The organism is Agromyces laixinhei (assembly GCF_006337065.1).
In the GTDB taxonomy this organism is placed as follows: domain Bacteria; phylum Actinomycetota; class Actinomycetes; order Actinomycetales; family Microbacteriaceae; genus Agromyces; species Agromyces laixinhei.
This window is the reverse complement of sequence record NZ_CP040872.1, coordinates 224,127-247,854: the sequence shown is the minus strand read 5'-3', so window position 1 is coordinate 247,854 and position 23,728 is coordinate 224,127. Positions and strand designations below refer to the sequence as shown.

Annotated in this window: 25 protein-coding genes; 16 read left to right on the top strand and 9 right to left on the bottom strand. The window is 70.5% G+C overall.

Annotation, left to right across the window (positions count from 1 at the left end):
* The first annotated feature begins 175 nt into the window (after positions 1-175).
* From hemE to FHG54_RS01165, 13 genes are all read left to right on the top strand, one after another.
* Complete coding sequence (gene hemE, locus FHG54_RS01230) at positions 176-1,357, top strand: uroporphyrinogen decarboxylase (RefSeq protein ID WP_139415530.1); 1,182 nt, start codon at positions 176-178, stop codon at positions 1,355-1,357.
* Entirely contained in the window at positions 1,354-2,895 is a 1,542-nt protein-coding gene (locus FHG54_RS01225) for a protoporphyrinogen/coproporphyrinogen oxidase (protein WP_139415529.1), read from the top strand. Before hemE ends, FHG54_RS01225 begins: the two co-directional genes overlap by 4 nt.
* Before the next feature lie 100 nt (positions 2,896-2,995).
* Positions 2,996-3,517, top strand: a complete 522-nt coding sequence (locus tag FHG54_RS16465; RefSeq protein ID WP_415858790.1) for a hypothetical protein — start codon at positions 2,996-2,998, stop codon at positions 3,515-3,517.
* 19 nt (positions 3,518-3,536) lie between these two features.
* Positions 3,537-3,944: a phage holin family protein gene (locus FHG54_RS16210; RefSeq protein ID WP_157009286.1), complete on the top strand. Its 408-nt coding sequence runs from the start codon at positions 3,537-3,539 to the stop codon at positions 3,942-3,944.
* Positions 3,928-4,248 carry a DUF3618 domain-containing protein gene (locus FHG54_RS01210; protein ID WP_139415528.1) on the top strand — a complete coding sequence of 107 codons (321 nt, stop codon included), beginning with the start codon at positions 3,928-3,930 and terminating at the stop codon, positions 4,246-4,248. The genes FHG54_RS16210 and FHG54_RS01210 overlap by 17 nt, the downstream gene beginning before the upstream one ends.
* Positions 4,249-4,274: 26 nt before the next feature.
* On the top strand, positions 4,275-5,258 hold the full coding sequence (locus FHG54_RS16575) for a GntR family transcriptional regulator (RefSeq protein WP_233437828.1): 984 nt from the start codon (positions 4,275-4,277) through the stop codon (positions 5,256-5,258).
* A gap of 158 nt (positions 5,259-5,416) precedes the next feature.
* The gene (gene hemQ / locus FHG54_RS01195) at positions 5,417-6,154 is read left to right on the top strand and encodes a hydrogen peroxide-dependent heme synthase (RefSeq protein WP_139415527.1); all 738 of its coding nucleotides are present in this window, start codon (positions 5,417-5,419) and stop codon (positions 6,152-6,154) included.
* Positions 6,154-7,236, top strand: a complete 1,083-nt coding sequence (locus FHG54_RS01190) for a ferrochelatase (protein ID WP_139415526.1) — start codon at positions 6,154-6,156, stop codon at positions 7,234-7,236. Before hemQ ends, FHG54_RS01190 begins: the two co-directional genes overlap by 1 nt.
* A complete protein-coding gene (gene hemC / locus FHG54_RS01185) occupies positions 7,233-8,192 on the top strand; it encodes a hydroxymethylbilane synthase (RefSeq protein WP_139415525.1) in 960 nt (319 codons plus the stop codon). The genes FHG54_RS01190 and hemC overlap by 4 nt, the downstream gene beginning before the upstream one ends.
* A gap of 14 nt (positions 8,193-8,206) precedes the next feature.
* Complete coding sequence (locus tag FHG54_RS01180; protein ID WP_139418231.1) at positions 8,207-9,001, top strand: uroporphyrinogen-III synthase; 795 nt, start codon at positions 8,207-8,209, stop codon at positions 8,999-9,001.
* Positions 9,002-9,067: 66 nt separating this feature from the next.
* Positions 9,068-10,066: a porphobilinogen synthase gene (gene hemB, locus FHG54_RS01175; protein ID WP_198169666.1), complete on the top strand. Its 999-nt coding sequence runs from the start codon at positions 9,068-9,070 to the stop codon at positions 10,064-10,066.
* Positions 10,039-11,388, top strand: coding sequence for a glutamate-1-semialdehyde 2,1-aminomutase (hemL, locus tag FHG54_RS01170; RefSeq protein ID WP_139415524.1), 1,350 nt, complete (start codon positions 10,039-10,041; stop codon positions 11,386-11,388). The genes hemB and hemL overlap by 28 nt, the downstream gene beginning before the upstream one ends.
* 93 nt (positions 11,389-11,481) lie before the next feature.
* Positions 11,482-11,874, top strand: a complete 393-nt coding sequence (locus FHG54_RS01165; RefSeq protein ID WP_139415523.1) for a hypothetical protein — start codon at positions 11,482-11,484, stop codon at positions 11,872-11,874.
* A 57-nt stretch (positions 11,875-11,931) separates the two neighbouring features.
* Here the strand turns inward: FHG54_RS01165 and FHG54_RS01160 are convergent, their stop codons facing one another.
* Together FHG54_RS01160 and FHG54_RS01155 are read right to left on the bottom strand one after the other, a co-directional pair.
* A complete protein-coding gene (locus FHG54_RS01160; RefSeq protein WP_139415522.1) occupies positions 11,932-12,405 on the bottom strand; it encodes a DUF1772 domain-containing protein in 474 nt (157 codons plus the stop codon).
* 45 nt (positions 12,406-12,450) lie between these two features.
* Entirely contained in the window at positions 12,451-13,323 is an 873-nt protein-coding gene (locus FHG54_RS01155) for an oxidoreductase (RefSeq protein ID WP_139415521.1), read from the bottom strand.
* A gap of 171 nt (positions 13,324-13,494) precedes the next feature.
* Between FHG54_RS01155 and FHG54_RS01150 the strand changes: the two genes are divergently transcribed.
* Positions 13,495-14,010, top strand: coding sequence for a hypothetical protein (locus FHG54_RS01150; protein WP_139415520.1), 516 nt, complete (start codon positions 13,495-13,497; stop codon positions 14,008-14,010).
* Here FHG54_RS01150 and FHG54_RS01145 read toward each other — a convergent pair.
* From FHG54_RS01145 to FHG54_RS01120, 6 genes are all read right to left on the bottom strand, one after another.
* Positions 13,979-14,359, bottom strand: a complete 381-nt coding sequence (locus FHG54_RS01145; RefSeq protein WP_139415519.1) for a DUF1304 domain-containing protein — start codon at positions 14,357-14,359, stop codon at positions 13,979-13,981. The two genes, FHG54_RS01150 and FHG54_RS01145, sit on opposite strands and share 32 nt — an antisense overlap.
* A 65-nt stretch (positions 14,360-14,424) precedes the next feature.
* Complete coding sequence (locus FHG54_RS01140; RefSeq protein WP_139415518.1) at positions 14,425-15,576, bottom strand: winged helix DNA-binding domain-containing protein; 1,152 nt, start codon at positions 15,574-15,576, stop codon at positions 14,425-14,427.
* A gap of 3 nt (positions 15,577-15,579) precedes the next feature.
* Positions 15,580-16,410 (bottom strand): ABC transporter permease, encoded by an 831-nt coding sequence (locus tag FHG54_RS01135; protein WP_232333581.1) that lies wholly within the window; start codon positions 16,408-16,410, stop codon positions 15,580-15,582.
* Complete coding sequence (locus FHG54_RS01130; protein ID WP_139415517.1) at positions 16,407-17,306, bottom strand: ATP-binding cassette domain-containing protein; 900 nt, start codon at positions 17,304-17,306, stop codon at positions 16,407-16,409. Before FHG54_RS01130 ends, FHG54_RS01135 begins: the two co-directional genes overlap by 4 nt.
* A gap of 154 nt (positions 17,307-17,460) precedes the next feature.
* Positions 17,461-18,675 (bottom strand): cysteine desulfurase-like protein, encoded by a 1,215-nt coding sequence (locus FHG54_RS01125; protein WP_139415516.1) that lies wholly within the window; start codon positions 18,673-18,675, stop codon positions 17,461-17,463.
* A 47-nt stretch (positions 18,676-18,722) separates the two neighbouring features.
* Complete coding sequence (locus tag FHG54_RS01120) at positions 18,723-21,068, bottom strand: NPCBM/NEW2 domain-containing protein (protein ID WP_168197055.1); 2,346 nt, start codon at positions 21,066-21,068, stop codon at positions 18,723-18,725.
* A gap of 160 nt (positions 21,069-21,228) precedes the next feature.
* Here FHG54_RS01120 and FHG54_RS01115 point away from each other — a divergent pair, with 160 nt between their 5' ends.
* Positions 21,229-22,113 (top strand): LssY C-terminal domain-containing protein, encoded by an 885-nt coding sequence (locus tag FHG54_RS01115; protein WP_139415514.1) that lies wholly within the window; start codon positions 21,229-21,231, stop codon positions 22,111-22,113.
* Positions 22,110-22,631 (top strand): hypothetical protein, encoded by a 522-nt coding sequence (locus tag FHG54_RS01110; protein ID WP_139415513.1) that lies wholly within the window; start codon positions 22,110-22,112, stop codon positions 22,629-22,631. The genes FHG54_RS01115 and FHG54_RS01110 overlap by 4 nt, the downstream gene beginning before the upstream one ends.
* Here the strand turns inward: FHG54_RS01110 and trhO are convergent.
* Positions 22,558-23,496, bottom strand: coding sequence for an oxygen-dependent tRNA uridine(34) hydroxylase TrhO (trhO, locus tag FHG54_RS01105; protein ID WP_139415512.1), 939 nt, complete (start codon positions 23,494-23,496; stop codon positions 22,558-22,560). The two genes, FHG54_RS01110 and trhO, sit on opposite strands and share 74 nt — an antisense overlap.
* Positions 23,497-23,728: the final 232 nt, after the last annotated feature.

Below are 23,728 nucleotides of genomic sequence, written 5' to 3'. Positions count from 1 at the left end.
TTGGGTGCATGGGGTTCTCCGTGGGTGGCGGAGGCGCGCAGGTGGGTGGCCCGCGCGTCGTCGTGCTGGGGGCGCACAACGTCTCGACTGTAGCGCTGATCGGACGGGGAATGTAAGGCCTCCTTCCGTATCGGGTGACATCGAGGCTCGGTTCCGCTCAGCCCGATACGCGACAATGTCAGGCGTGATCCTCTCCCCGCAGCATCCGCTCTCCGCCGGCCTGACCTCCGACTCGCGCCTCGTGCGCGCATATAGAGGAGAGCGCGCCGACGCGACCCCCGTCTGGTTCATGCGGCAGGCGGGGCGTTCGCTGCCCGAGTATCGCGACCTGCGTGTCGGCACCCGCATGCTCGACGCGTGCCTCGACCCGGCGATGGCGAGCGAGATCACGCTGCAGCCGGTGCGCCGCCACACGGTCGACGCCGGCATCTTCTTCAGCGACATCGTCGTGCCGCTCAAGCTCGTGGGCGTCGACGTCGAGATCCAGCCGGGTCGCGGGCCGGTCTTCAGCAGGGGCTATGCGGATGCATCGGGCGTCGCCGAGCTCACGGCGATCGACCCTGCGCGGCTCGACGAGGCATCCGCACCCATCGCCGAAGCCGTCGCGCGCACGGTCGCCGAGCTGAACACGACCGCCCCGGCCGGTTCGACGGGCTCGGGGCGGGTTCGCTCGGGCTCCGCGACCCCGCTCATCGGATTCGCCGGGGCGCCGTTCACCCTCGCCGCGTACCTCACCGAAGGCGGCCCCTCGAAGGACCACCTCGCCGCCCGCACCCTCATGCACGCCGACGCCGGCGCCTGGCGCGCGCTCATGGAGTGGACCGCCGAGCTCACGGGCCGCTTCCTGCGCACGCAAGTGCTCGCCGGGGCATCCGCTGCGCAGCTCTTCGACTCGTGGGCGGGCGCGCTCTCGCTCGCCGACTACGAGACGCACGTCGCGCCGGCGTCGTCGAAGGCGCTCGCCCACGTGCACGATCTCGCCTACGAGACGACGGATGTCGCGGGCGCGCCCGCCTCGACCACCCGCAGCGTGCCCGTCGTGCACTTCGGCGTCGGCACCGGCGAGCTGCTCGGCGCGATGCACGGCATCGGCGTCGACGCGGTCGGCGTCGACTACCGCATCCCGCTCGATGTCGCCGCCGCGCGCGTCGGCGAGGGCGTGCCGCTGCAGGGCAACCTCGATCCGGCGCTGCTCGCCGCCCCGTGGCCCGTGCTCGAGGCCGCGGTTCGCGACGTGCTGCGCCGCGGTCAGGCGGCCCCCGCCCACGTCTTCAACCTCGGCCATGGCGTGCCCCCCGACACCGACCCGACCGTGCTGACGCGCATCGTCGAGCTCGTGCACGAGGCCTCGGCATGAGTGAGGCACCCGTGCCGACCGGCGAGCCCGCCGCCGAACGCACGACGGCCGATGTCGTCGTGGTGGGCGGCGGCGTCGCAGGCCTCGTCGCCGCGCTCGAGTGCGCGAAGGTGGGCCTGCGGGTCACGGTGCTCGAGCGCCGCGACGAGCTTGGCGGATGCGTCGGCCGCATCGAGCTCGACGGCCTCACGCTCGACAGCGGCGCCGAATCCTTCGCGACTCGGGGCGGTGCCGTCGCCGAACTGCTCGGTTCGCTCGGCCTCGACGCCGAGATCGAGGATCCGAACCCCGCGGGCGCCTGGCTCGCGATGCCCGGCTGGCACGGCCTCACCGCGGCACCGCTGCCGAAGACCGGCATGCTCGGCATCCCGTCGAATCCGCTCGGCGACGACGTTCGCCGCATCATCGGCTGGAGCGGGGCGATCCGCGCCTACGGCGACCGGCTGAGGCCGATCCTCCGCATCGGCCGCGCACGGAGCCTCGGTCAGCTCGTGCGCTCGCGCATGGGGCAGGCGGTGCTCGACCGGCTCGTCACGCCGATCGCGGCTGGGGTCTACTCGACCGATCCGAACGACCTCGATCTCGACGTCGTCGCGCCCGGCCTCAACGAGGCGATGACCCGCATGGGCTCGCTCTCGGGCGGCGTCGGGCAACTCGTCGAGGCGCGCAAGGCCGGTGCTGCCGTGCGCGGAATCAGCGGCGGCATGCACCGGCTGGTCGACGCCCTCGAAGGTGAGCTCGCCCGCTTCGGCGTGACCGTCGTGCGCGGGGCCGAGGTCACGGGACTCGTGCGCGAGCCCCGTCTCGCCGAGTCCGTGAGCGACGAGACGGGCCCCTCTTCGGCGGGCACAGGCGACGACGCTGCCGGATGGATCGTCACCGCGACGACCGAAGCCGGCGAGCTGTTCGTGAGCGGCCCCGACGTCGTGCTCGCGGCCTCCGGCCACGCGGCCCTCGCGCTGGTCGACGCCGCCCTCGACGGGTGGGCGCGCGGGAGCGAGACGTGGCCCGACGCGGCATCCGTCGAGCTCGTGACCCTCGTGCTCGACGCACCCGCGCTCGATGCAGCACCGCGCGGCACCGGGGTGCTCGTCGCGGCCGACGCGCCCGGCGTGCAGGCGAAGGCCCTCACGCACTCGACCGCGAAGTGGCCGTGGCTGGCCGAGCACGCCGGCGGCCGGCATGTCGTGCGCCTCTCGTACGGCAGGGCAGGGTCGCCGAACCCTCTCGACGGCCGCACCGATGCCGAGGTCGCAGCACTCGCGCTCGCCGACGCCGCACCCCTGCTCGGCGTCCATCTCGATGAGGGGATGCTTCGCGCCTCGGGCCGCACGCTCTGGCGCGACGCCCTCTCGCAGGCGACGCTCGGACAGCGTGATCGGGTGCGTGCGCTCGAGGCAGCGCTCGCCGCCGAACCCGGCATCGAGGCCACCGGATCGTGGGTCGCCGGAACCGGTCTCGCCTCGGTCGTGCCGCACGCGCTCGACGCCGCCCGCCGCATCCGCCACCGGCGCGTGCAGCCCGATGGCGGTGCATAGCCGGAACGGAATACTTCGGCGCAACCCCCTTGCGCCGCTCCTTGTGGGGTCTACGCTGGAACAGTCGCTGTGGTGAAACACAGAGGAAGATGGGGTGCATATGAAAGGCAAGATCCTCTTCGTCGCGGGGCTCGGAATCGGCTATGTGCTCGGTACGCGCGCCGGACGCGAGCGCTACGAGCAGATACGCAAGGCGGCGGAGGGCGTGTGGAACACGCCCGCCGTGCAGCAGGGCGTCGACTCCGTCAAGGGGTTCGCGGCCGACAAGGTCGGCGACCTCTCCGACAACGTGCTCGACGGCGTGAAGTCGTGGATCGGCAATGCCACGCGCGGTTCGGGCGCCACCAAGCGAGACGTCAGCAGCACGGCGAAATCCGCGAAGCAGCACGTGTCGAAGACTGCTGCGGCCGCGAAGTCCGCGGTCGACGACGCGGCATCCGCCCTCGACGATGCGATCGACGACGCCGCCGAGGTCGCGTCGTCATCGACCGCCTCGAAGGGCGGCGCGAAACCCGCGGCGAAGTCCGGCGCGAAGAGCGGCGCGAAGAGCACGTCGAAGCGCGCGCCGTCGACGACGCGCAGCACGACGGGCAAGGCCAAGCCCGCCGCATCCGATTCATGACCGTGGAGGTGACCACGCGATGACCGCGCCCTCGAACGACGACCGCTCGCTCTTCACGCTGATCGGCGCACTGCCCGAGACCATCTCGTCGCTCGTGCGCGCCGAGATCGATCAGATCAAGGCCGAGATCTCCTACAAGATCAAGCACTTCGGCATCGGCTCCGGGCTCGTCGCCGGAGCCGCGGTGGTTGGCGTCTTCCTGCTCTTCACCCTGATCACGACCGCGATCTTCGCGCTTGCGCTCGTGATGCCGGCGTGGGCCGCCGCGCTCACCGTCTCCGGCGCGCTGCTCCTGATCATCGTGATCCTGCTCTGGATCGCCCTCGTCAACTTCAAACGCGGCGCTGAACCGCTCGAATCGGTCGAGAGCCTGAAGGCCGACCTCGATGCGCTGAAGGGAACCGGTGACTATGACCGCCGCAACTGACGGAACCCGCCCCGGCCCCCGCCCCTCGAAGCGCGACGCGGCCGCCCGCGAGCGCAACCTCACGCGCGTGCAGGCGCGGGTCGCGTCGCAGCAGGCGCGTGCGCAGTTCGCCGAGACGCTCGACGCGCTCGAAGACAAGCTCAACGTGCCGAAGCAGATCGGCCTCCGCACCGAGCGCGCCAGGGTGAAGCTGCGCGCCTTCTACGAGGAGCGACCGGTCGCCGCGATCACCGCAGCGGCCGGAGTCGCCGTCGCGGTCGGCGGGCTCGTCTGGCTCGTCGTGCGGGCGAAGCTCGAGGATTGATCGGCCGCCCACCCGCGGATCTCTCGATGCCCACCTCTAGCACCGGTGACGTCGGTGGCGTCGGTGATGTCGGTGAGGGCGGTGAGACGCCGGTGACCCCGTCGACGGCGGTAGACCGGGTCGCGGCTTCGCTGCGCGCCGAGATCCTGAGCGGCGCGCTCGCACCAGGCGCCCCGCTGCGCGAGGAGGCCGGAGCCGAGCGGTACGCCGTATCGCGGCACACCGTGCGAGCGGCGTTCCAGCGGCTGGTCGCCGAGCGTCTCATCGTCGCCGAGGCCTACCGCGGCGTGCGGGTGGCGAGTTTCGGCCGCGACGAGGTGATCGCCCTGCAACAGTTGCGGGCGGCGCTCGAGGTCGAGGCGGTGCGCATCGCGGGCGAACGCTACGGCGACGCATGGCCGGATGACGTGCTCGCCCCGGCCCGAAGCGCGCTCGATCGACTCGACGCGCTCGCCGGCGCCTCACGCAACGCCGCGCCCGGCGCCCCGCCCGACGCCGCGCCCGACGCCCCGCCCGACGCCCCGCCCGGCGCCGCGCCCGACGCCGCGCCCGGCGCCGCGCGTCGGAGGACGGTTGTCGTGTCCGAGGCAACGGATTCCCATCCTCCGACGCGCCAGCCTTCCTCCGACGGCGGCAGGGGAGGCGTGCGGGGCAGGCGGAGCTGGGGCGGCAGGGGCGGCGTGCGGCCCGACGGCGGCAGGGGCGGCGTGCGGTCCGACGGCGGCTGGGGCGGCACGGGTGGCGACGCAGACGAGTGGCTCGAGGTCGAGCGCCTGCACGCCGACTTCCATCACGCGATCGTCATGGCCTCGGCGAGCCCCCGCATCATCGAGGCACACGCCGCGCTCGGCACCGAACTGCTGCTCTTCCTGCTGCACGTGCGCCCGCACTACTCGCTCGACGCCCTCATCGAGGAGCACCGCGCCTTGCTCGACGAGCTCCCCACGCGAGGCGGAAGCGCCGTGCGTGAGCACCTCGAACACTCCACGCGACTCCTCACCGGCACCTGACGCGAACCCGATCACGCGTGGGAGGACGGTTGTCGCGTCGGAGGCAACGGGTTCCCGTCCTCCGACGCGACAGCCGTCCTCCGACGCGACAGCGAGTCTCCGCGACATCCGGCCGACTCACTTTTGGCCGATCACGTCGGAAGGGGGAGACTGGAGGCATGTCTTCCCCCGCTGCCGAAGCGGCAGCCGACGCGCTCCGTACCGAATCCGAATCCGGCGAGTCCCCCGAGGGTTTCACGGTGTTCGCCGTGTTCCGCCGCGACCCGGCGAGGCCAGACGACTACGACGGCCACGACGTGCGCCGCATCGTCGAAGAACTCGACGGCGTCATCTCCCTCGTCGAGAACGAGGGCACGACCGTTCGCGGCATCTACGACGTCTCGGGCCTCCGCGCCGACGCCGACGTCATGCTCTGGCTCCACGGGCCCACCGCCGAAGGGCTGCAGTGGTCGCTCCGCGAACTCCGCCGTGCCCGCATCCTCCGGTACCTCCTGCCGACCTGGAACGCCATGGGCGTGCACCGCGATGCCGAGTTCAACAAGCAGCACGTGCCGGGGTTCCTTCGCGGCATCGAGCCCAAGGGGTGGCTCACGGTCTACCCGTTCGTGCGCAGTTACGAGTGGTACCTGCTGCCCGGCGAGGAGCGCAGCCGCATGCTCGCCGACCACGGCCGCAAGGGCGCCGCGTTCCGCGGTGCGATCGCGAACACCGTCAGCGCCTTCGCCCTCGGCGACTACGAGTGGCTGCTGCCCATCGAGTCCGACGAGCTCACCGAACTCGTCGACCTGATGCGGGAGCTGCGCAACACCGACGCCCGCCGCCACGTGCGCGAAGAGGTGCCGTTCTACACGGGCCGGCGCATCACGAGCGCCGAGCTCGTGGAGGTGCTGCAGTAGTGGCCAAGAACGAATCTGCCCGGTACGACGCGATCCTGCTCTCGTCGTTCGGCGGCCCCGAGGGCCAAGACGACGTCATCCCCTTCCTCCGCAACGTCACGGCCGGTCGCGGCATCCCCGACGAACGGCTCGAAGAGGTCGCCCACCACTACCGCCACTTCGGCGGGGTGAGTCCCATCAACGAGCAGAACCGGCAGCTGAAGGCCGCGCTCGAGGCCGAGCTCGCGGCGCGCGGCATCGAACTGCCGGTCTACTGGGGCAACCGCAACTGGGCGCCGTACTTCGGCGACGTCGTGCGCGAGGCAGAGGCCGACGGCCGCACCGAGCTGCTCGGCCTCGTCACGAGCGCCTACACGAGCTACTCGGGCGTCGACCAGTACCGCGAGGACTTCGAGAAGGCGACCGCAGGCACCGCCGTCGCCATCGACCGCGTGCGCGAGTACTTCGATCACCCCGGCTTCGTGCAGCCCTTCATCGAGGGCGTGACGGATGCCGCGGCGTCACTGACGTCCGAAGGCATCGCGCCCGAGCGCATTCACGTGCTCTTCGTCACACACTCCATCCCCACGAGCGCAGCGGATGCCTCTGGACCGGCGTTCGGCTCGGGCGGCGCGTACGTGGCGCAGCACCTGGCCGTGGCATCCGTCGTCGGTGAAGCCGCTGCACCGGCATCGCCGTGGTCGCTCGTCTACCAGTCGCGTTCGGGCGACCCGCGCACGCCGTGGCTCGAACCCGACATCAACGACGCGATCGGCGAGCTCGCCGCAGGGGGCCTCACCGACGCGATCGTCATCGTGCCGTTCGGTTTCGTCAGCGATCACATGGAGGTCATGTGGGATCTCGACAACGAGGCGGTCGAGACCGCAGGTGAGCACGGGCTGCAGGTGCGGCGCGTGCCGACCCCCGGTGTGCACCCCGCGTACGTCTCGGGCCTCGTCGACCTCGTGCTCGAGCGCGTGAACGACGTGCCAGACGCAGAACGACCGCACCTCACCGAACTCGGCCCGTGGCCCGATCACCCGCGCATCGCCGGGGGAGCGGTCGTCGACTCCGCGAGCGCGCAGGAGGCGACTCCGCAATGACCTCCGTGATCCGCGTCGGCACCCGGGGCAGCGCCCTCGCGATGGCCCAGACCCGTCAGATCTCGGAGCGGCTCGCCGCGGCCGCGAAGGCCGAGATCGAGCTCGTGCCGATCACCACGAAGGGTGACACCTCACGGGCCTCCCTCGCGACGATCGGCGGCACCGGAGTCTTCGCCGCGGCGCTCCGCGAAGCACTCCTCGCCGGTGAATGCGACGTCGTCGTGCACTCGTTGAAAGACCTGCCGACCGCCGAGCACGAGGGGCTGCGACTCGGCGCGGTGCCGAAGCGAGCCGATGCCCGCGACGCGCTCTGCGCGCGAGACGGGTTCACGCTCGCGACGTTGCCCGAGGGCGCGCGCGTCGGCACCGGCTCGCCGCGTCGCATCGCCCAGCTCGGCGCCGCCCGCCCCGATGTCGTCGCGGTCGACCTGCGCGGCAACATCGACACCCGCCTCGAGCACGTCTTCGGCGACGACCCGAGCCTCGACGCCGTGCTGCTCGCCGCCGCCGGCCTCGACCGGCTCGGCCGCTCCGATGCCGTGACCGAGCTGCTTCCGCTCGAGGAATGGCCGACCGCACCCGGCCAGGGTGCGCTCGCGATCGAGGTCCGCCGGGAGGACGGCGACCCCCAGCTCGAGCGCGCGCTCGAGGCGGTCGACCACCGGACGACCCGTGCCACGGTGCTCGCCGAGCGGCTCGTGCTCGCCGGTCTCGAGGCGGGTTGTTCGGCTCCCATCGGCGCCACGGCGTTCACCGAAGACGAACTTCTGTTCCTGACGGCGACGGTGTACAGTGCCGACGGGGCCCGGCGAATCGTGAGTTCGCACGCGGCAACCCCCGAGAGCCGCTCGGCCGCCGACCTGGCGGATGCGGCACGCGACATCGCCGAACGCGCAGTCGCAGAACTTCTCGGCAACGGCGCCGCTGATCTTGCACCACCAGAGGGGCCGCTGTGAGCGAATTCGAACCGATGACGGGTGCGATCAAGCTGCCTCCGTCTGCGGGCAAGCCGCTCGCCGGCCAGCGGGTGCTCGTGCCTCGCGGCGGGCCCTGGGGTGACGCGGTCGCCGCAGCCCTTCGCGCCCGCGGCGCTTCGCCCCTGGTCGCCCCCCTGATCAACTTCGCACCGAGCGACGACCAGCCCGCCCTCGAGGCGGCGCTCGCGAAGCTCGCCGCAGGCGGTTTCGACTGGCTCACCGTGACGAGCGCGACGACCGTCGACGTGCTCACGACCTACAACGCCGTCATCCCCGAGACCACGAAGGTCGCCGCGGTCGGCGAAACCACCGCGGCCGCGCTCGCCGCCGCGGGGTACCAGGCCGACATCGTGCCGGCCGAAGAGAACTCGGCCCGCGGCATGCTCGAGGAGTGGGAGGCCGCGACCCACGGTGCTTCCGGACTCTCGGTGCTCGCCCTGCGGTCGGCGATCGCCAAGCAGGTGCTCTCGATCGGTCTCGAGCGCATGGGCCATCACGTCGAGGCCGTCGTGGCGTATCGCACGATCGGAGTTCCGGTCTCCAAGAAGGTCGCCGAAGACGTGCGCGCAGGCCGCGTCAACGTGGTGCTCGTGACCTCGGGCAGCGTCGCCGAGCAGGTGCAGGAGCAGCTCGGACCCATCCCAGAGTCGATCCTCGTTGCCGCGATCGGTCCGCAGACGAAGCGGGATGCCGCGCGGGCCGGCCTTCGGGTCGACGTCGTCGCGCGCGAGCGCACCTCCGAGTCGCTCATCGACGCGCTGGTCGTCGCCGCGAGGTCCAAGGCCTGAACGGTCGCAGGCGTTCGGCCCAGGTGCGGCGACACGGGGCCAGGTGCGGCGACATAGGCTGGTCGGGTGAGTTCCACCCCCGTTCCCCGCATCCGCCCGCGCCGTCTGCGTGAGACGCCGTCGCTCCGCCGCCTCGTCTCCGAGACCCGGCTGCACCCCGCCGAACTCGTGCTCCCGATCTTCGTGCGAGAGGGCGTGACCGCCCCGGTGCCGATCGGCTCGATGCCGGGAGTCGTGCAGCACTCCATCGGCTCCCTGCCTCAGGCGATATCGGATGCCGCGGCCGCGGGCGTCGGCGGCGTGATGCTGTTCGGCGTGCCCGAGGTGCGCGATGCGCAGGGCACCGGTGCGACCGACCCCGACGGCATACTGAACGCCGCGACGAAGGTCGCCGCCGAGGCATCCGCGGGTCGTCTCGTCGTGCAGACCGACCTGTGCCTCGACGAGTTCACCGACCACGGGCACTGCGGCGTGCTCGATGAGCGCGGTCACGTCGACAATGACGCGACGCTCGAACGGTACACGGCGATGGCGCTCGCGCAGGCCGGCGCCGGCTCCGAACTGCTCGGACTCTCGGGCATGATGGACGGCCAGGTCGCCGCGGTGCGGGAGGCCCTCGACGGCGCCGGTCACCACGACACGGCGATCCTCGCCTACTCGGCGAAGTACGCGAGCGCGTTCTACGGGCCCTTCCGCGACGCGGTCGAGTCGACGCTCGAGGGCGATCGACGCTCCTATCAGCTCGACCCCGGCAACCGTCGTGAGGGGTTGCGCGAGGCGATGATCGACATCGACGAGGGCGCCGACGTCGTGATGGTCAAACCGGCGGGCAGCTACCTCGACGTGCTCGCCGACGTCGCCGCGGCATCCGACGTACCGGTCTGGGCGTATCAGGTCTCGGGGGAGTACGCGATGATCGAGGCCGCCGCCGCGCACGGCTGGATCGACCGCAAGCGCGCCGTCATCGAGTCGGTGCGGGGCATCCGCCGTGCCGGTGCCGACGCGGTGCTCACCTACTGGGCCGTCGAACTGGCGGAATGGATCAACAACGGAGACACGGAGTGACCGCGCCCACGAACGACGAGCTCTTCGCCCGGGCACAGGCCGCGATACCGGGCGGGGTGAACTCGCCCGTGCGCGCGTTCGGCTCGGTCGGCGGCACGCCCCGCTTCCTGGTCAGCGCCCGCGGCCCGTATGTCACCGACGCCGAAGGGCGCGAGTACGTCGACCTCGTCGCGGGGTGGGGCCCGGCGATCCTCGGCCATGCCGACCCCAGGGTCATCGAGGCGGTGACGGATGCCGCGGCGCGCGGCCTCTCGTTCGGCGCCTCGACTCCCGTCGAGACCGAACTCGCCGAGCTCGTCGAGCAGCGCGTCGGCCCGGTCGAGAAGCTGCGCCTCGTCTCCACCGGCACCGAGGCGACGATGAGCGCCATCCGGCTCGCGCGCGGATTCACGGGCCGCGACCTGCTCGTGAAGTTCGCCGGGCACTACCACGGCCACTCCGACGGCCTCCTCGCCGAAGCCGGCTCCGGTCTTGCGACCTTCGCCCTGCCCGGCTCCGCAGGGGTGCCGGCCGGTATCGCGGCGCTCACGCTCGTGGTGCCGTACAACGATCTCGACGCAATCCGCGCAGTCTTCGCGGAGCACGGCGACCGCATCGCAGCCGTCATCACCGAGGCGGCCGCCGCGAACATGGGTGTCGTGCCGCCGGCCGCCGGGTTCAATCGCGCCGTCGTCGACCTCGCCCGCGCGCACGGCGCCCTCGTCATCTCCGACGAGGTGCTCACGGGCTTCCGCGTCTCCGCCGCCGGGTGGTGGGGCCTCGAAGACGGCACCGACACGGCATACACGCCCGACCTGATGACCTTCGGCAAGGTCATCGGCGGCGGCATGCCGGTCGCCGCCCTCGGCGGTCGGGCAGAGGTCATGGAGCAGCTCGCCCCGCTCGGACCCGTGTACCAGGCCGGCACGCTCTCGGGCAATCCGGTCGCGGTCGCCGCCGGCGTCGCCACACTGAGCGCAGCGGATGCCTCGGTGTACCGCGCGCTCGACGCCGCCGCCGAGACGATCAGCGACGCGGTCTCGGCCGCGCTCGACGCCGAGGGGGTCGCGCACCGCGTGCAGCACGCAGGCAACCTCTTCAGCTTCGTGTTCGGCGAGGAGGCCGCGGCTGCCCCGGTGCGGGACTACGCGACCGTGCAACGCCAGGAGTCGTGGCGGTACGCCCCGTTCTTCCACGCGATGCTCGACGCCGGCGTCTCACTCCCGCCGAGCGTCTACGAGGCGTGGTTCGTCACCGCGGCACATGACGATGCGGCGATCGCCCGGGTGTTCGATGCGCTCCCGGCGGCGGCGCGAGCCGCGGCATCCGCTCGACCGGTGTGACCGGCGGGCTCGCACGGTTTCCTGCAGCAAACCGTTCTCGCTTTGTGGGGAGTCGACACCCCGAGTGGCGGGTGACTCGTGCAGGATGGAAGCATGGCGAAGCTGCGCGTGCACAACGACCGGATCGAGGTGCACCTCACCACGCCCGAGAAGACGCTCGCGCTCCGCAGTGCCGACCTCGTGGTGCAACGCAGCGACATCCGCTCTGCGACGATCACTGAAGACCCGTGGATCTGGATTCGCGGCATCCGGCGGCGCGGCGCCGAGGTTCCGCTCGTCGTCGCCGTCGGCGTGTGGAAGTACCACGGCGGCAAGGACTTCGTCATCGTCAAGGGCAAGCGCCCCGCCGTCGTGCTCGAGCTCGCCGCGGGCGAGTTCACCCGCATCATCCTGAGCACGAATCATGCCGGCGAACTCATCGATCGGCTGAAGCTCGAGCCCGAGGACGCCACCGACGCGGCCGACGATGGCGGGTCGACGACCTGAATCACGCGTGACCGACGTCGCCTGCCGGTGATTCGGCGATGTCGCCGGTTGGCGTGATCACGCGAAGACGAGCACCAGCGAGAGCAGCAGCACGGCCGCGCCCTGGATGAACGCGCGCAGGGTGATGATCGACTCCCACCGCTCTTGCAGTTCACGCGCATCGGCCGGCACCTCGTCGGCAAGCGCGGCCGCACTCAACCGGGCATTGATCGGCTTCGAGATGCGGGTGAAGAGGATGAGCCAGATCACGAGCAGAAGCAGGGCCGTGCCCGCCAGCACGCCGGGCACCGGCATCGACCCGAGGAAGGCGAGAATCGCCGTGATGACGGTGAATACGACGCCGAGGATTCCGGCGATGGGGAGCCGTCGATCGCCGAAGTGGTGGCCGCGCCCGACGACTTGCACGAGGGTGCGCTCATCGACGCCGGCGTAGACCGGGCGCAGCACGACGGCGGCGAGAACATCGGCCCCGAAGATGACCGCGACGCCGAGGATGGCGAGGATGGCGGCGATGGGAATGATGATGTCCACGTGGACTCCTTCGCTGATCGGGATGGATTCATCGGCACCGCGGGCTCACGCGTAGCCGAACTGCTTTCGCGTCAGCGCGTCGAACGCGCGATCGGGAAGTAGCGTCGCCAGCGCGACCGCGATGTTCGATCCGGGCCCGATCCGGTAGCGCGTGCGTGGCCGCGGGGTCAACGCGGCCTTGGCGATCAGCGTCGCAACGGCGTCGGGGCTCGAGAATTGCTTCGTGAGTGCCGGATTCGCGAAGTACTTGCTCATGGCCGTCGCCATCGACGCGTACGGGCCGTGTGACGACGAGCTTTCGAGTCGCTCCATCGCGTCGTCGTGCCAATCAGTGGCGACGTAGCTCGGCTGCACCACGGTGACGTCGATGCCGAATTGCGCGACCTCCCCGCGCAGGGAATCGGAGACCGCCTCGAGGGCGAACTTCGAAGCGTGGTACCAGCCGCCCAACGGGGCTGCGAACTCGCCGGCGAGCGAGGAGACATTGACGATTCGCCCGTGGCCCGCCGTGCGCATGCCCGGGAGCACGGCCTGGATGAGCCCGACGGCGCCGAGCACGTTCACCTCGAGATGCCGGCGGGCGTCTGCGAGAGAGGTCTCTTCGACGGTGCCGAACTCGCCGTAGCCGGCGCAGTTGATGAGCACATCGATCTCGTCGACAGCCCGGGTGATGGTGGCCACCGCGTTCCGGATCGAGCCTTCGTCGGTGAGATCGAGCGGCACGGGCGTGACGCCGTCGATGCTCGCGATGGCGCTCGTCGTGCGGGCAGCGCCGAAGACGGTCGCGCCACCCGCCGCGAGCTTCGCGGCGGTGCGCGCGCCGATGCCGGAGGATGCGCCGGTGATCAGAATCGTCGTCATGTGAATACCCTTTCTGTGAATGCCATTCACAGTAAATGACATTACAGTGAATGCCATGCACAGTCAAGAGGATCGCGCGCTCCGGCAACTCTGGGGGATTGGATGTCCCCATGGGGCGCGGGCCGAAAGCGCGCTGGAGCCCCGCCCAGCTCGCCTCCGCGGCTGTAGAGCTCGCAGACGAGGTCGGACTCGACGGTGTCTCGCTGCAAGGTGGCCGATCGTCTCGGGATGACGACGACCGGGGTCTACCGCTACGTGGATTCCAAGGCAGAGCTGGTGGAGCTGATGGTGGATGCTGCGATCGGAGATCCGCCTACCCTCTCGGGCGCTGATTGGCAGCAGCAGTGCCGATCATGGACGTCGGAGCTGGCTGACCGCTATGCCGAGCACCCGTGGCTGTGCGAGGTCGCGCCGAAGCGCATGCCCACGCAACCGCGCGCGTACGCCTGGATCGATGCGTTCGTCGGCGCGGTGGCCGAGCAGGCCGACGTGGATGCGCTGCGGTTGGCACTGCTCCTCGACAGCCTGGTGCGCACATACGCGTCGCTCGAGGTGGGGCTGCGCGGCGCCACCCCTGCGCCTTGGCTGAGTGAGGCCGTCGCGGCACGATTTCCGCGCCTGGCGTCGGCGGCCGATCAGGACGTATCGGACGCGCGATTGGAGTTGGACTTCGCAGTCGAAGCTGTGCTGCGCGGGGTGGAGCCCACCGATCTCAGGCGAACAGGAACAGCACGAACCCGATGAGCGGCAGCGTGCCCTGGATGAGCGCCGCCCGGAGGTGACCCCGCCCGGTGGTGGTCAGGACCGCCGCCGCGAGTACCATGCACGCCGTCGTGAACAGCACGAGCGTGGTGCCCGCGGCCGTCGCACTGACCCAGTACAACACGAGCCCGAGGCCTGCGCCGATGCCGAGGAACAGGTTGTAGAAGCCCTGGTTGTAGGCCATGGGCCGGGTCGTGTCGGCCGCCGCCTGGTCGGCGACGCCGAAGCGCTTCCACGTCTCCGGGCGCGTCCACCACACGCTCTCCATCAGGAAGATCCAGCCGTGCAGCAGCGCGGCGATGGCGACGAAGATGCTGGCGATCACGGCCATACCGCCGATCGTAGTGCCTGCGTGAATACGGTGACAGAGGCGCGGGTTCGGCGTGCCCGGGTGGGTCAGGCGGTCGGAGCCTCGCATTCGACCGTGACCGGCACGCCGAGGAACCGCTCCACCTGGGTGACGGATGCCGCGAGCGAACGCTCCTCGGCGCGGGAGAACGATCGCCACGGCACGATCCGCACGGTGGCGCGCTTCGCCTGCACCACCGGGGCCCACCGCCCGCACATGACCCCGTCGACCATCATCGCGTGCAGCGGGAACTCGGGCTGCACGGGGTCGGCACGCCCGGGTGGCTGCAGGTAGGCGCGCGGCGCCGCGTAGCCCATGATGTACTCGTCGTACGCCTGCAGCAGGTCGACGGTGCCACGCGGGCCCGCGGCATCCGGCTCACCGTCATTCGAGCGAGCGGATGCCGCATCCGCGACCTCTGCGTCGAGCAGGTGCGGTTCGCCGTCGACGTCGACCTGCTCGATTCGGCTGCCGTGCGCGCCGGCCGGCTCGGCGGCATCCGTGAACGCCTTTCTGGCATCGCGGAGCGTGAATCCCGACCAGACCGAGAAGTCGCGCGCGCTCACCGGCCCTCGCGAACGGATGAACCGGGCGGCGAGTTCGGCGAGTGCCTCGTCACGTGGGCGAACCGCCGCCGCCGGTACGCGCTCGTCGAACGCGGCGTAGGTACGCTGCCTGCCGACGCTCGCCCCACTGATCGCGACTCGTTCGAGCTCGGCGAGCATGAGCACGTATCCGAACGCGAGCCCCGCGAACGGCAGACCGCCCGCCTCCAGGGCCGACGAGAGTTCGGCGCGCGTGCGATGCCCGCCGGCGACCGAGCCGGCGACGAGGTCGAGCGCGCGAGTCGCCGTCTCGCCCTCGACGCCGGTGCGCCGGTACATCGTGCCGTTCGCGCGGTGCACACGCTCCGCCGAGAGTTCCATGACCCAGCGGGCGTCCGCCGGGTGCAGGAAGTGCCACGTCGGGCGCAGCACATGCGTTCGCAGGATGTCACCCCGGTCGAGCGCTGCCGCGACGGACGCGGCATCCGGTCGGCCGTCTTCGGGCACCCGGGCGGCAAGACCCCACTGCGCGGGGAGGAACTCCTGCGCCTGCACGGCGACGAACCGGCGAACGACCTCGGGCGCTGAGGCGTCGAACGGACGCCGCAGCCCCTGCACCCGGAGCCGAAGCCGCCGCAGCGCCGCGAGGTCCATCGCCTACGCCACGTCTCGCCGCCAGGTCGTCGCCCCGCCGATCGCGGTTGCGGCAACCGCGATGCCGAACAGCACGAGCCCGCCCTGCCACCACTCGAGGGTCTCGCTCGACCCCATCGCGGCGATGTTGTAGAAGGATGCGCCGACGAGCGCGTCGCTCGCCGCACCCGGCAGGAATCGGCCGATCGAGGCCGTCACGTCGCTCAGCGAGGCGACGAGCCGCAGGATCGGCTCGACGAACTGCGTGAACGCGATGACGATGACGATCGCCGCGACCTGGTTCGTCACGAGCACTCCGAGGCCGACGCCGATCGCACCCCACAGCGCCATGGCGAGCACCCCGCGGCCGATCAGCGCCCAGGTGTCGCTCGAGTCGAGCCCGGTGTCGAGTCCCCAACCGGCGAGGGCCGCGGCGCCCGAGCCCACCGAGACGGCGAACGCGATGACCCCGAGCCCGGCTCCGACCGCGAGCTGCGAGACGAACTTCGCCGAGAGCACGACGGTGCGGTGCGGTTCGGCGAGGAAGGTCGGGGTGAGGGTCTTGTGCCGGAACTCGCCGGTCACCGCGAGCGCACCGAGCAGCACCGGGAAGACGTAGCCGATCGAGGTGGCGAAACTGTAGAGCAGCGGCGCGAGGTTCATGCCCGGGGGCAGCGCCGTGGTGCCGCCGGCGGATGCCGCAGCATCCGGATTCTCGGTGGCCCAGCCCAGGAACGCGCCGAACCCGCCGGCCATGAGGGCGACGTACACGCCGAGGAGGATGGCGATGAGCCACCACATGCGGGTGGTGAAGACCTTCTGGAACTCCGAGCCGATGCCGCGTGCGAGGTTCACGACGCCTCACCGCCGCCGACGAGCGAGAGGAACGATTCTTCGAGGCCCGATTTCAACCGATGGAGGGCGGCCAACTCGACACCGCCGGCGAACGCGGCGTGGCCCACCCTGGCCGGGTCGGGCTCATCGACGATGAAGCCGCTGCGGCCCTCGGTGAACTCGAGCCCCGCGGCGGCGAGCGCGGCGGCGAGGGCCGGCCGGTCGGGAGAGTCGGCGACCGTGCGCGGTGCCGAATCGAGTTCGAGGCTTGCGAGGGGGCCGCTCTTCATGAGCCGGCCCTTCGCGATGATGACGACCTCGTCGACGCTCTGCTGCACCTCGCTGAGCAGGTGAGAGGAGACGAGCACCGTGCGACCCTCTCGGGCGAGGTTCTGCAGGAATCCGCGGATCCACTTGATGCCCTCGGGGTCGAGGCCGTTGATCGGCTCATCGAGCACGAGCACACCGGGGTCGCCGAGCAGCGTGTACGCCAGCGCGAGGCGTTGCCGCATGCCGAGTGAGAAGCCGCCGACGCGACGGTCGGCGTACTCGGCGATGCCGACCTGTTCGAGCACGGACTGCACGCGGGCGGCCGGCAGACCCGCCGCCGTCGTGTACACCTTGAGGTGATTGCGCGCCGTGCGCCCGGGATGGAAGTTCGCGTCGAGGGCCGCGCCCACGGTCTCGAGGGGCCTCGGCAGGGCCGAGTACGGAGTGCCGCCGAAGGTCGCGGTGCCGGCGCTGGCGCGTTCCAGCCCGAGCAGCACCCGCAGGGTCGTGGTCTTGCCGGCGCCGTTCGGGCCGAGGAACCCGGTGACCCTTCCCGGTTGCACCGTGAAACTCAGGTCGTCGACCGCGGTCAGCGGGCCGAACTGCTTGCTGAGCCCCGAGACCTCGATGGACATGCCGCTCGCCATGCGTTCTCCTCACGTAGGGGTGAGTTCGGTTGGTCGCGTACCCCTGCCGGCCCGGCGGCCGCCTCACGCCAACCCTAACGAGCGGCCGTCGCCGGATGCATCCGTCGCACGGGGGATTCGCAGCTCGCCGTCTCGGGCCCGTCGGCCCGCTGCCTCACCGGAGTGCCGCGGCGAGTCCGTCGAGCAGTCGGTCGATCTCACTCGCGTCGTTGTACGGGGCGAGCCCCACCCGCAATCCGCCTTCGTCGCCGAGGCCGAGGTGCCGCGAGGCTTCGAGCGCGTAGAAGTTGCTGCTCGGCGCGAGCACCTTGCGGTCGGCGAGGCGCTGCGTGATGTCGGATGCCTCGTGGCCGGCGAACGTCATGAGCAGCGTGGGGGTGCGGCGCGCCGCCCGAGACCACACGGTGACCCCTGGCAGCACGGCGAGCCCGGCCTCGAGTCGGGCTCGGAGCTCCTCCTCATGCTCGTGCAGCGCTGCGTACGAGGCCGCGAGCCGTGCGCGGCGTGAGCTCGCGGCATCCGCTTCACCGAGCCCGGCGAGGCCGGCCAGCACGTCGACCGCCGCAGTGCCGCCCGCGAGCAGTTCGTACGGCAGGGTGCCGAACTCGAATCGCTCCGGCACGACGTTCGTCGACGGCGCGAGCTTGTCGGGCGAGATGGATTCGAGCAGTTCGGGGGCCGCCGCGAGCACGCCGAAGTGCGGGCCGAGGAACTTGTACGGCGAGCAGCTGAAGAAGTCGGCGCCGAGCGCTCCGACATCGGGCAGTTCGTGCGCCGTGTAGTGCACGCCGTCGACGTAGACGAGGGCACCCGCGGCGTGTGCGGCGGCGGCGATCGCCGGAATGTCGGGCATCGTGCCGATGAGGTTCGACGCGGCGGTGACGGCGACGAGCCGGGTACGGCTCGAGAGCAACGTAGCGACGGCCTCGACCGGCAGCTCACCGGTGACGGGGTCGAAGTCGGCCCAGCGCACCGTCGCGCCGACGCGCTCGGCGGCCTGCACCCACGGGCGCACGTTCGAGTCGTGGTCGAGCCTCGTCACGACGATCTCGTCGCCCGCGCCCCAGTGCTTCGAGAGATGGCGCGAGAAGTCGTACGCGAGCTGCGTGGCGCTTCGGCCCTGCACGATGCCGCGTGGGTGCCCGTTGACGAGGTCGGCCATCGCCAGACGGAATCCGTGCACGGCGGCCTCGGCCCGCTCTTCGGAGACGCCGGTGGTGCCTCGGTTCGAGAGCGGGCCGGTGAGCACGGATGCCACGGCCTCGCCGACCGACCGCGGCGTCTGCGTGCCGCCGGGCCCGTCGAACTGGGCCCACCCGCTCTCGAGCGAGGGGAACTCCGAACGGATGCGCGCGACGTCGTAGGCCATGGCGAGCAGCCTAGTGTTCAGGCTCGGCCTGTCGGAAGGCGCACGGATCAGACGCAGCTGCGGGCGTCATAGGCCGCCGTGCTGATGGCATTCGCCCCGTCGGCGTGACGCGTCGCTTCGACCTCGACGGAACCCGCGGGCACCTCGATCGCCCGAGCGTTGAACGCGGCGAAGGCGTTCGTGCCTGCCGCCACGTTCTCGAACGTCTTCTCACCGAACGGAGACCTGACCGTGACCGAGACAGCGCCGGCATCCCCGTTGGACGCTCGCACCGCGAGGAACACCTTCGAGGCGAGGCATCGCGTCTCGACGACCACGTCGACCACGGGTCGGGGGTCGTCACAGGTCAGTTCTGCCGCAGCCCAGTCCGCATGGTCGAAGTCGGCCTGGCCGAGGTCGTCGGCGACGAGCGTGAGCGACTCCACACCGGTGAGATCGACATCGAGCACCTGTGCCGCCTGGCTGCCGTTCGCGGGGATGCGCGCGAGCTCGTCACCGTCGCCCATGACGATGAACTCGACGGAGCCCTGCGCTCCGACCTCGTCGTCGATGCCGACCTGGGCGGTGAGGGCAGTGCAGCGCTCGCCGAGGTAGTACTCGATGCGACTGTCGGCGTGAACGCCGAGTCCGTGCTCGTACACGACCCCGCCGATGGTGAGCGGGGTGCCGTCGCCGGCAGCCTGCTCTCCGTTGCTCATGTTCTTCTCGACCGGTCCCCACGCGTTGGTCGGCGTGTCCACCCACTGCAGGTCCGAGAGACGCGTCGTTCCGGCGGCCGGTGCCGTCGCGAAGCGGATCGTCGCCCGGTCGGTCAGTTCGGTGCGATCGCCGGCCGGCCCCCAGCCCGCGGCGGTCGCGACGGTGACGACCGCCCCGTTCTGGATGCCCTGCGGTTCGAGCGCCACCGAGAGGGTCGCGGTCTGACCGGGGGCGAGCCCGGCCACGGTCTTCGTGACGGGCGACGATGTGGCGAAGCCGCTCGGCACGGTGAGCGACAACTGCACGTCGTTCACGGCAGAAGTGCCGTCGTTGTGCACCTCGACCTGCACCTGCACCGGCTCGTCGATCGCCGCGAACTGCGGTGCCACCGTCTCGAAGGTGGCGAGCGCCGGAGCATCGGCCGGCGCTCCGGCCGACACGATGAAGAACGCGTCCGAGTGCCCGGCGACGCGTGCACGCACGTTCCCGTCCGATGAGAAGGTCTCGCCCGACCAGACATCCTGCACCGTGAGGGTCTCGGCGTCGATCCCGATCTCCTCCGGCGTCGCCCCGATCGTCAGCGGCTCGGTTCCGCGGTTCAGCAGGAGCACCGCGGTGGAGCCGTCGCTCATCTCCTTGATCCAGACATCCGCATCGCCGCTCTGCCGCACGCGCGTGCCGATCTGGCCGCTCCAGTCCTGGTCGATGGCCAGGGCTCGGGGGTTGGTGAGCATCTCGCGCACCCACGGCTCCATCGACCTGACGTCGTTGCCGGCGATGAGCGGCGAGTTGGTGATCGCCCACAGGCCCATGTGCACGCGTGCCTCATTGCGGGGCAGGCCGGGGACCTCGGCTCCGAGGAACCGCTCGAGGCCGACCACGAGCATGTCGGGGTCGGCCCAGTTGTTCGGACCCGAGTACGGTGCCATCCCGGCCTGGAAATCGCCGTTTCGCATCATGATCGACCACGTGGGTTCGATGTCGTAGGTCGTGCGGTAGAAGTGCCCGACCTGGTCTTCGCCGTTCCACAGCCAGTCCTGACCCTCGCCCCAGTCGCACAGACTGTAGAGCATGTCGCGGCCGCTCGCGGCGATCGCGTCGGCCATCCGCTGGTATCGCTCCTGCTCCTCGATGCCCTGGTGGTCACCGCAGTTGTCGTACTTGACCAGGTCGACCTCCCACTCGGCCCACTGGCGCGCGTCGGACTCTTCGTACCCGAGCGAAGCAGGGTAGCCGGCGCAGGTGACCGTGCCTGCCGACGAGTAGATGCCGAGCTTGAGGCCGAGTCCGTGCACGTAGTCGGCGACGTCCTTGATGCCGTTCGGGAACTTCGCGGGGTCGGGAACGAGCTTGCCGTCGGCGGATCGCGCCATGGTCGACCAGCAGTCGTCGATGTTGACGTATTCGTAGCCGGCAGCCGCCATGCCGCTCGCAACGAGTGCGTCGGCGGTCTCCTTGACCAGGTCGGCGGAGATGTCGCAGCCGAAGGTGTTCCAACTGCTCCAGCCCATCGGGGGAGTGGGGGCGAGATCACCGAGGGGGTGCGCGGCAGGATCGGCCACGGCAGGGGCGTCCACGGGCTCGGAGTCCTCGGTCGGCGCCGCCGCGGCGGCGCCGACACCGAGCGACACGGCCAAGACGGCGGAGAGCCCGGCCGTCAACAGCAGCCGGGCTCGCGAGACACGGTTCTTCATGGGACTCCTCATCGAGTGACTTCGGATCGTGCCGACGCCGAGCGCCGTGGCAGACTCTCGATACTGTCTCGACGGCGTCGCGAATTGCAATACGTCCGCGAAATCTTCCGTTATACGGACGAATGGCACTCGGGATACATCGGCGGGATAGCATGCACCCATGGGTGAGGTGGAACCGGTTGTGCGACGACGGTTCTCGGTCAATGCCGCCCTCGACGGTTTCTTCTTCGTCTATGCCGGCGTCGCCGCGGTGTGGCTCGCGTGGCTCGTGTTCACCGAGTCGTTCACGTTCGGCTGGTGGGGCATCGCGTTCTTCATCGCGTTCTGGCTCGTGCTCGCGTACCTCGTGCTGCCGCGGCTGCATCGCATCCTCACCGCGATCTACGTGCCCGACTACTTCATCGGCCGCGCCCGCACGAGCGACGGGCTGCTCGGCGACCCCGTGAACCTCGCGCTCGACGGCGACGAGGTGCAGCTGCACCATGCCCTCGCCACTGCCGGGTGGACGCGCGCGAACGACGTGACCGCCGCTTCGAGCTGGCGCATCATCACCTCGACGATCACCCGTCGCAGTTACGACGAGGCACCCGTGAGCCCGCTGTTCCTGTTCGGCCGGAAGCAGGACTTCGCCTACCAGCAGGAGGTCGAGGGCAATCCCGCGCGCCGCCATCACGTGCGGTTCTGGCGCACGCCGGATGGCTGGTTGCTTCCGGGCGGACGGCGGGTCGGATGGCTCGCGGCCGGCACCTTCGATCGCGCCGTCGGGTTCTCGCTGTTCACCCTGCAGGTCACACACAAGATCGACGCTGACACCGACGTCGAGCGAGACCACGTCGTCGCGACAGTGCTCGCCGCGAATCCCGCGGCCCGCGTCGACGTGCTGCGCGACTTCTCGACGGGCTACCACTCCCGCAACGGCGGCGGCGACACGATCCGAACCGACGGCGACCTGCCGGTCGTCGACGTCAGCGGTGTGCCTGTGGGTGCGGTGACGGATGCCGCGGCCGAACCGAGCATGACGACACGGCATGGAGGTGACGCATGACCCAGGAGAAACGCCCCGCCTTCGAATCGGCCGCGGTGCTCGTGGAGCCGCTCGCACCGCCGCCTGACATGCGCCGCCCCATGGCGACGGTCTTCGGCGCCCTCCTCGCGGTGCTTCGCGTGATCGCGGGCGTCATCTGGTTGGTGGCGCTGGCCGCTCAGTGGGACGCGATTCTCCGCGACGAACTCCAGATCGACATCGACGACGCTGCCGACGTGGAGGCTGCGAATGCGGTGCTCATCGTCATCCTGGTGGCCGGTGCCGTCTACCTCACGATCATGCTGGCCCTCGCGGTGCTCGTCTACTTCGGCAGCAATGCGGCGCGCGTGACCGTGATGATCTTCGGAACCCTCAGCATCACGGCTGCGGCGATCGACTACTTCGCCGGCGTCGAGGAGATCACGATCCGCACGACACTGCTCACCCTCGCGCTCGACATCCTCGTCATGCTCGCACTCTCGAGTCGTGCGGCCCGTGCCTACGCGCGCCGTCCGCGAGGTCGTGCGCCGCGCACGTGACGGCGTCGCAGGACTCGCAGGTGACGAGCTCGGTGTGGCATGCGGCATCCGTGCAATTGGCGGTGCGGTTCGTGGGTGCGCCGCATCCTTCGCACGCGCCGATGACGGCGGCGTGGTCGCTGAAGTCGATCGAGCCGCGCTTGTCGAACACGTAGAGCGATCCCTGCCAGTACCCGTCGTCGCCGAACCGCTCGCCGTAGCGCACGATGCCGCCGTCGAGCTGGTAGACCTCGCCGAACCCGCGGCTCGTCATGAGGCTCGAGAGCACTTCGCAACGGATGCCGCCCGTGCAGTACGTGACGACGGGCCTGCCCTTGAGCTCGTCGTACTTGCCCGACTCGAGTTCGTCGACGAAATCGCGCGTGGTCTCGACATCGGGCAGGACGGCGCCCGCGAAGCGGCCGATCGACGCCTCGAGCGCATTGCGCCCGTCGAAGAATACGACGTCGTCGCCGCGCTCGGCCACGAGTTCGTGCAGCGCCTCGGGGCTCAGCTTCGTGCCGCCGCCGACGACCCCCCGTCGGTCGACGGCGAGCTCGCCGGGCGCCCCGAACGAGACGATCTCATCGCGCACCTTCACGCTGAGCTTCGGGAAGTCGGCGCTCGCACCGTGCTCGTCGAGGCCCGTGCCCTCGCTCCACTTGAAGTCGATGTGCTTGAAGGCCGGGTACTCCCGGGTCTTGCGCACGTAGCGCTTGAGCGAGCCCATCTCGCCGCCGAGCGTGCCGTTGATGCCGTGTTCGGAGATCAGGATGCGGCCGCGCAGCCCGAGCGACTCGGCGAGGTCGCGCTGCCACAGTCGCACGGCGTCGGGGTCTGCGAGCGGAGTGAAGGCGTAGTAGAGGAGGATCTTGGCGAGGGCCACCCCGAGATCATACGGGCGCGCGCTCGGTGCCGTCTGCGAGGCAGCGCCCGATCCTGTTCGGCTTGAGTGTCTCCGTTCTGGTATGCCGGTTCCCCCTCAGTGCGCGGGTGTGGTCGGATCCTGTTCGGCTCGAGTGTCTCCGTTCTGGTATGCCGGTTCCCCTCAGTGCGTGGGTGTGGTCGGATCCTGTTCGGCTCGAGTGTCTCCGTTCTGGTATGCCGGTTCCCCTCAG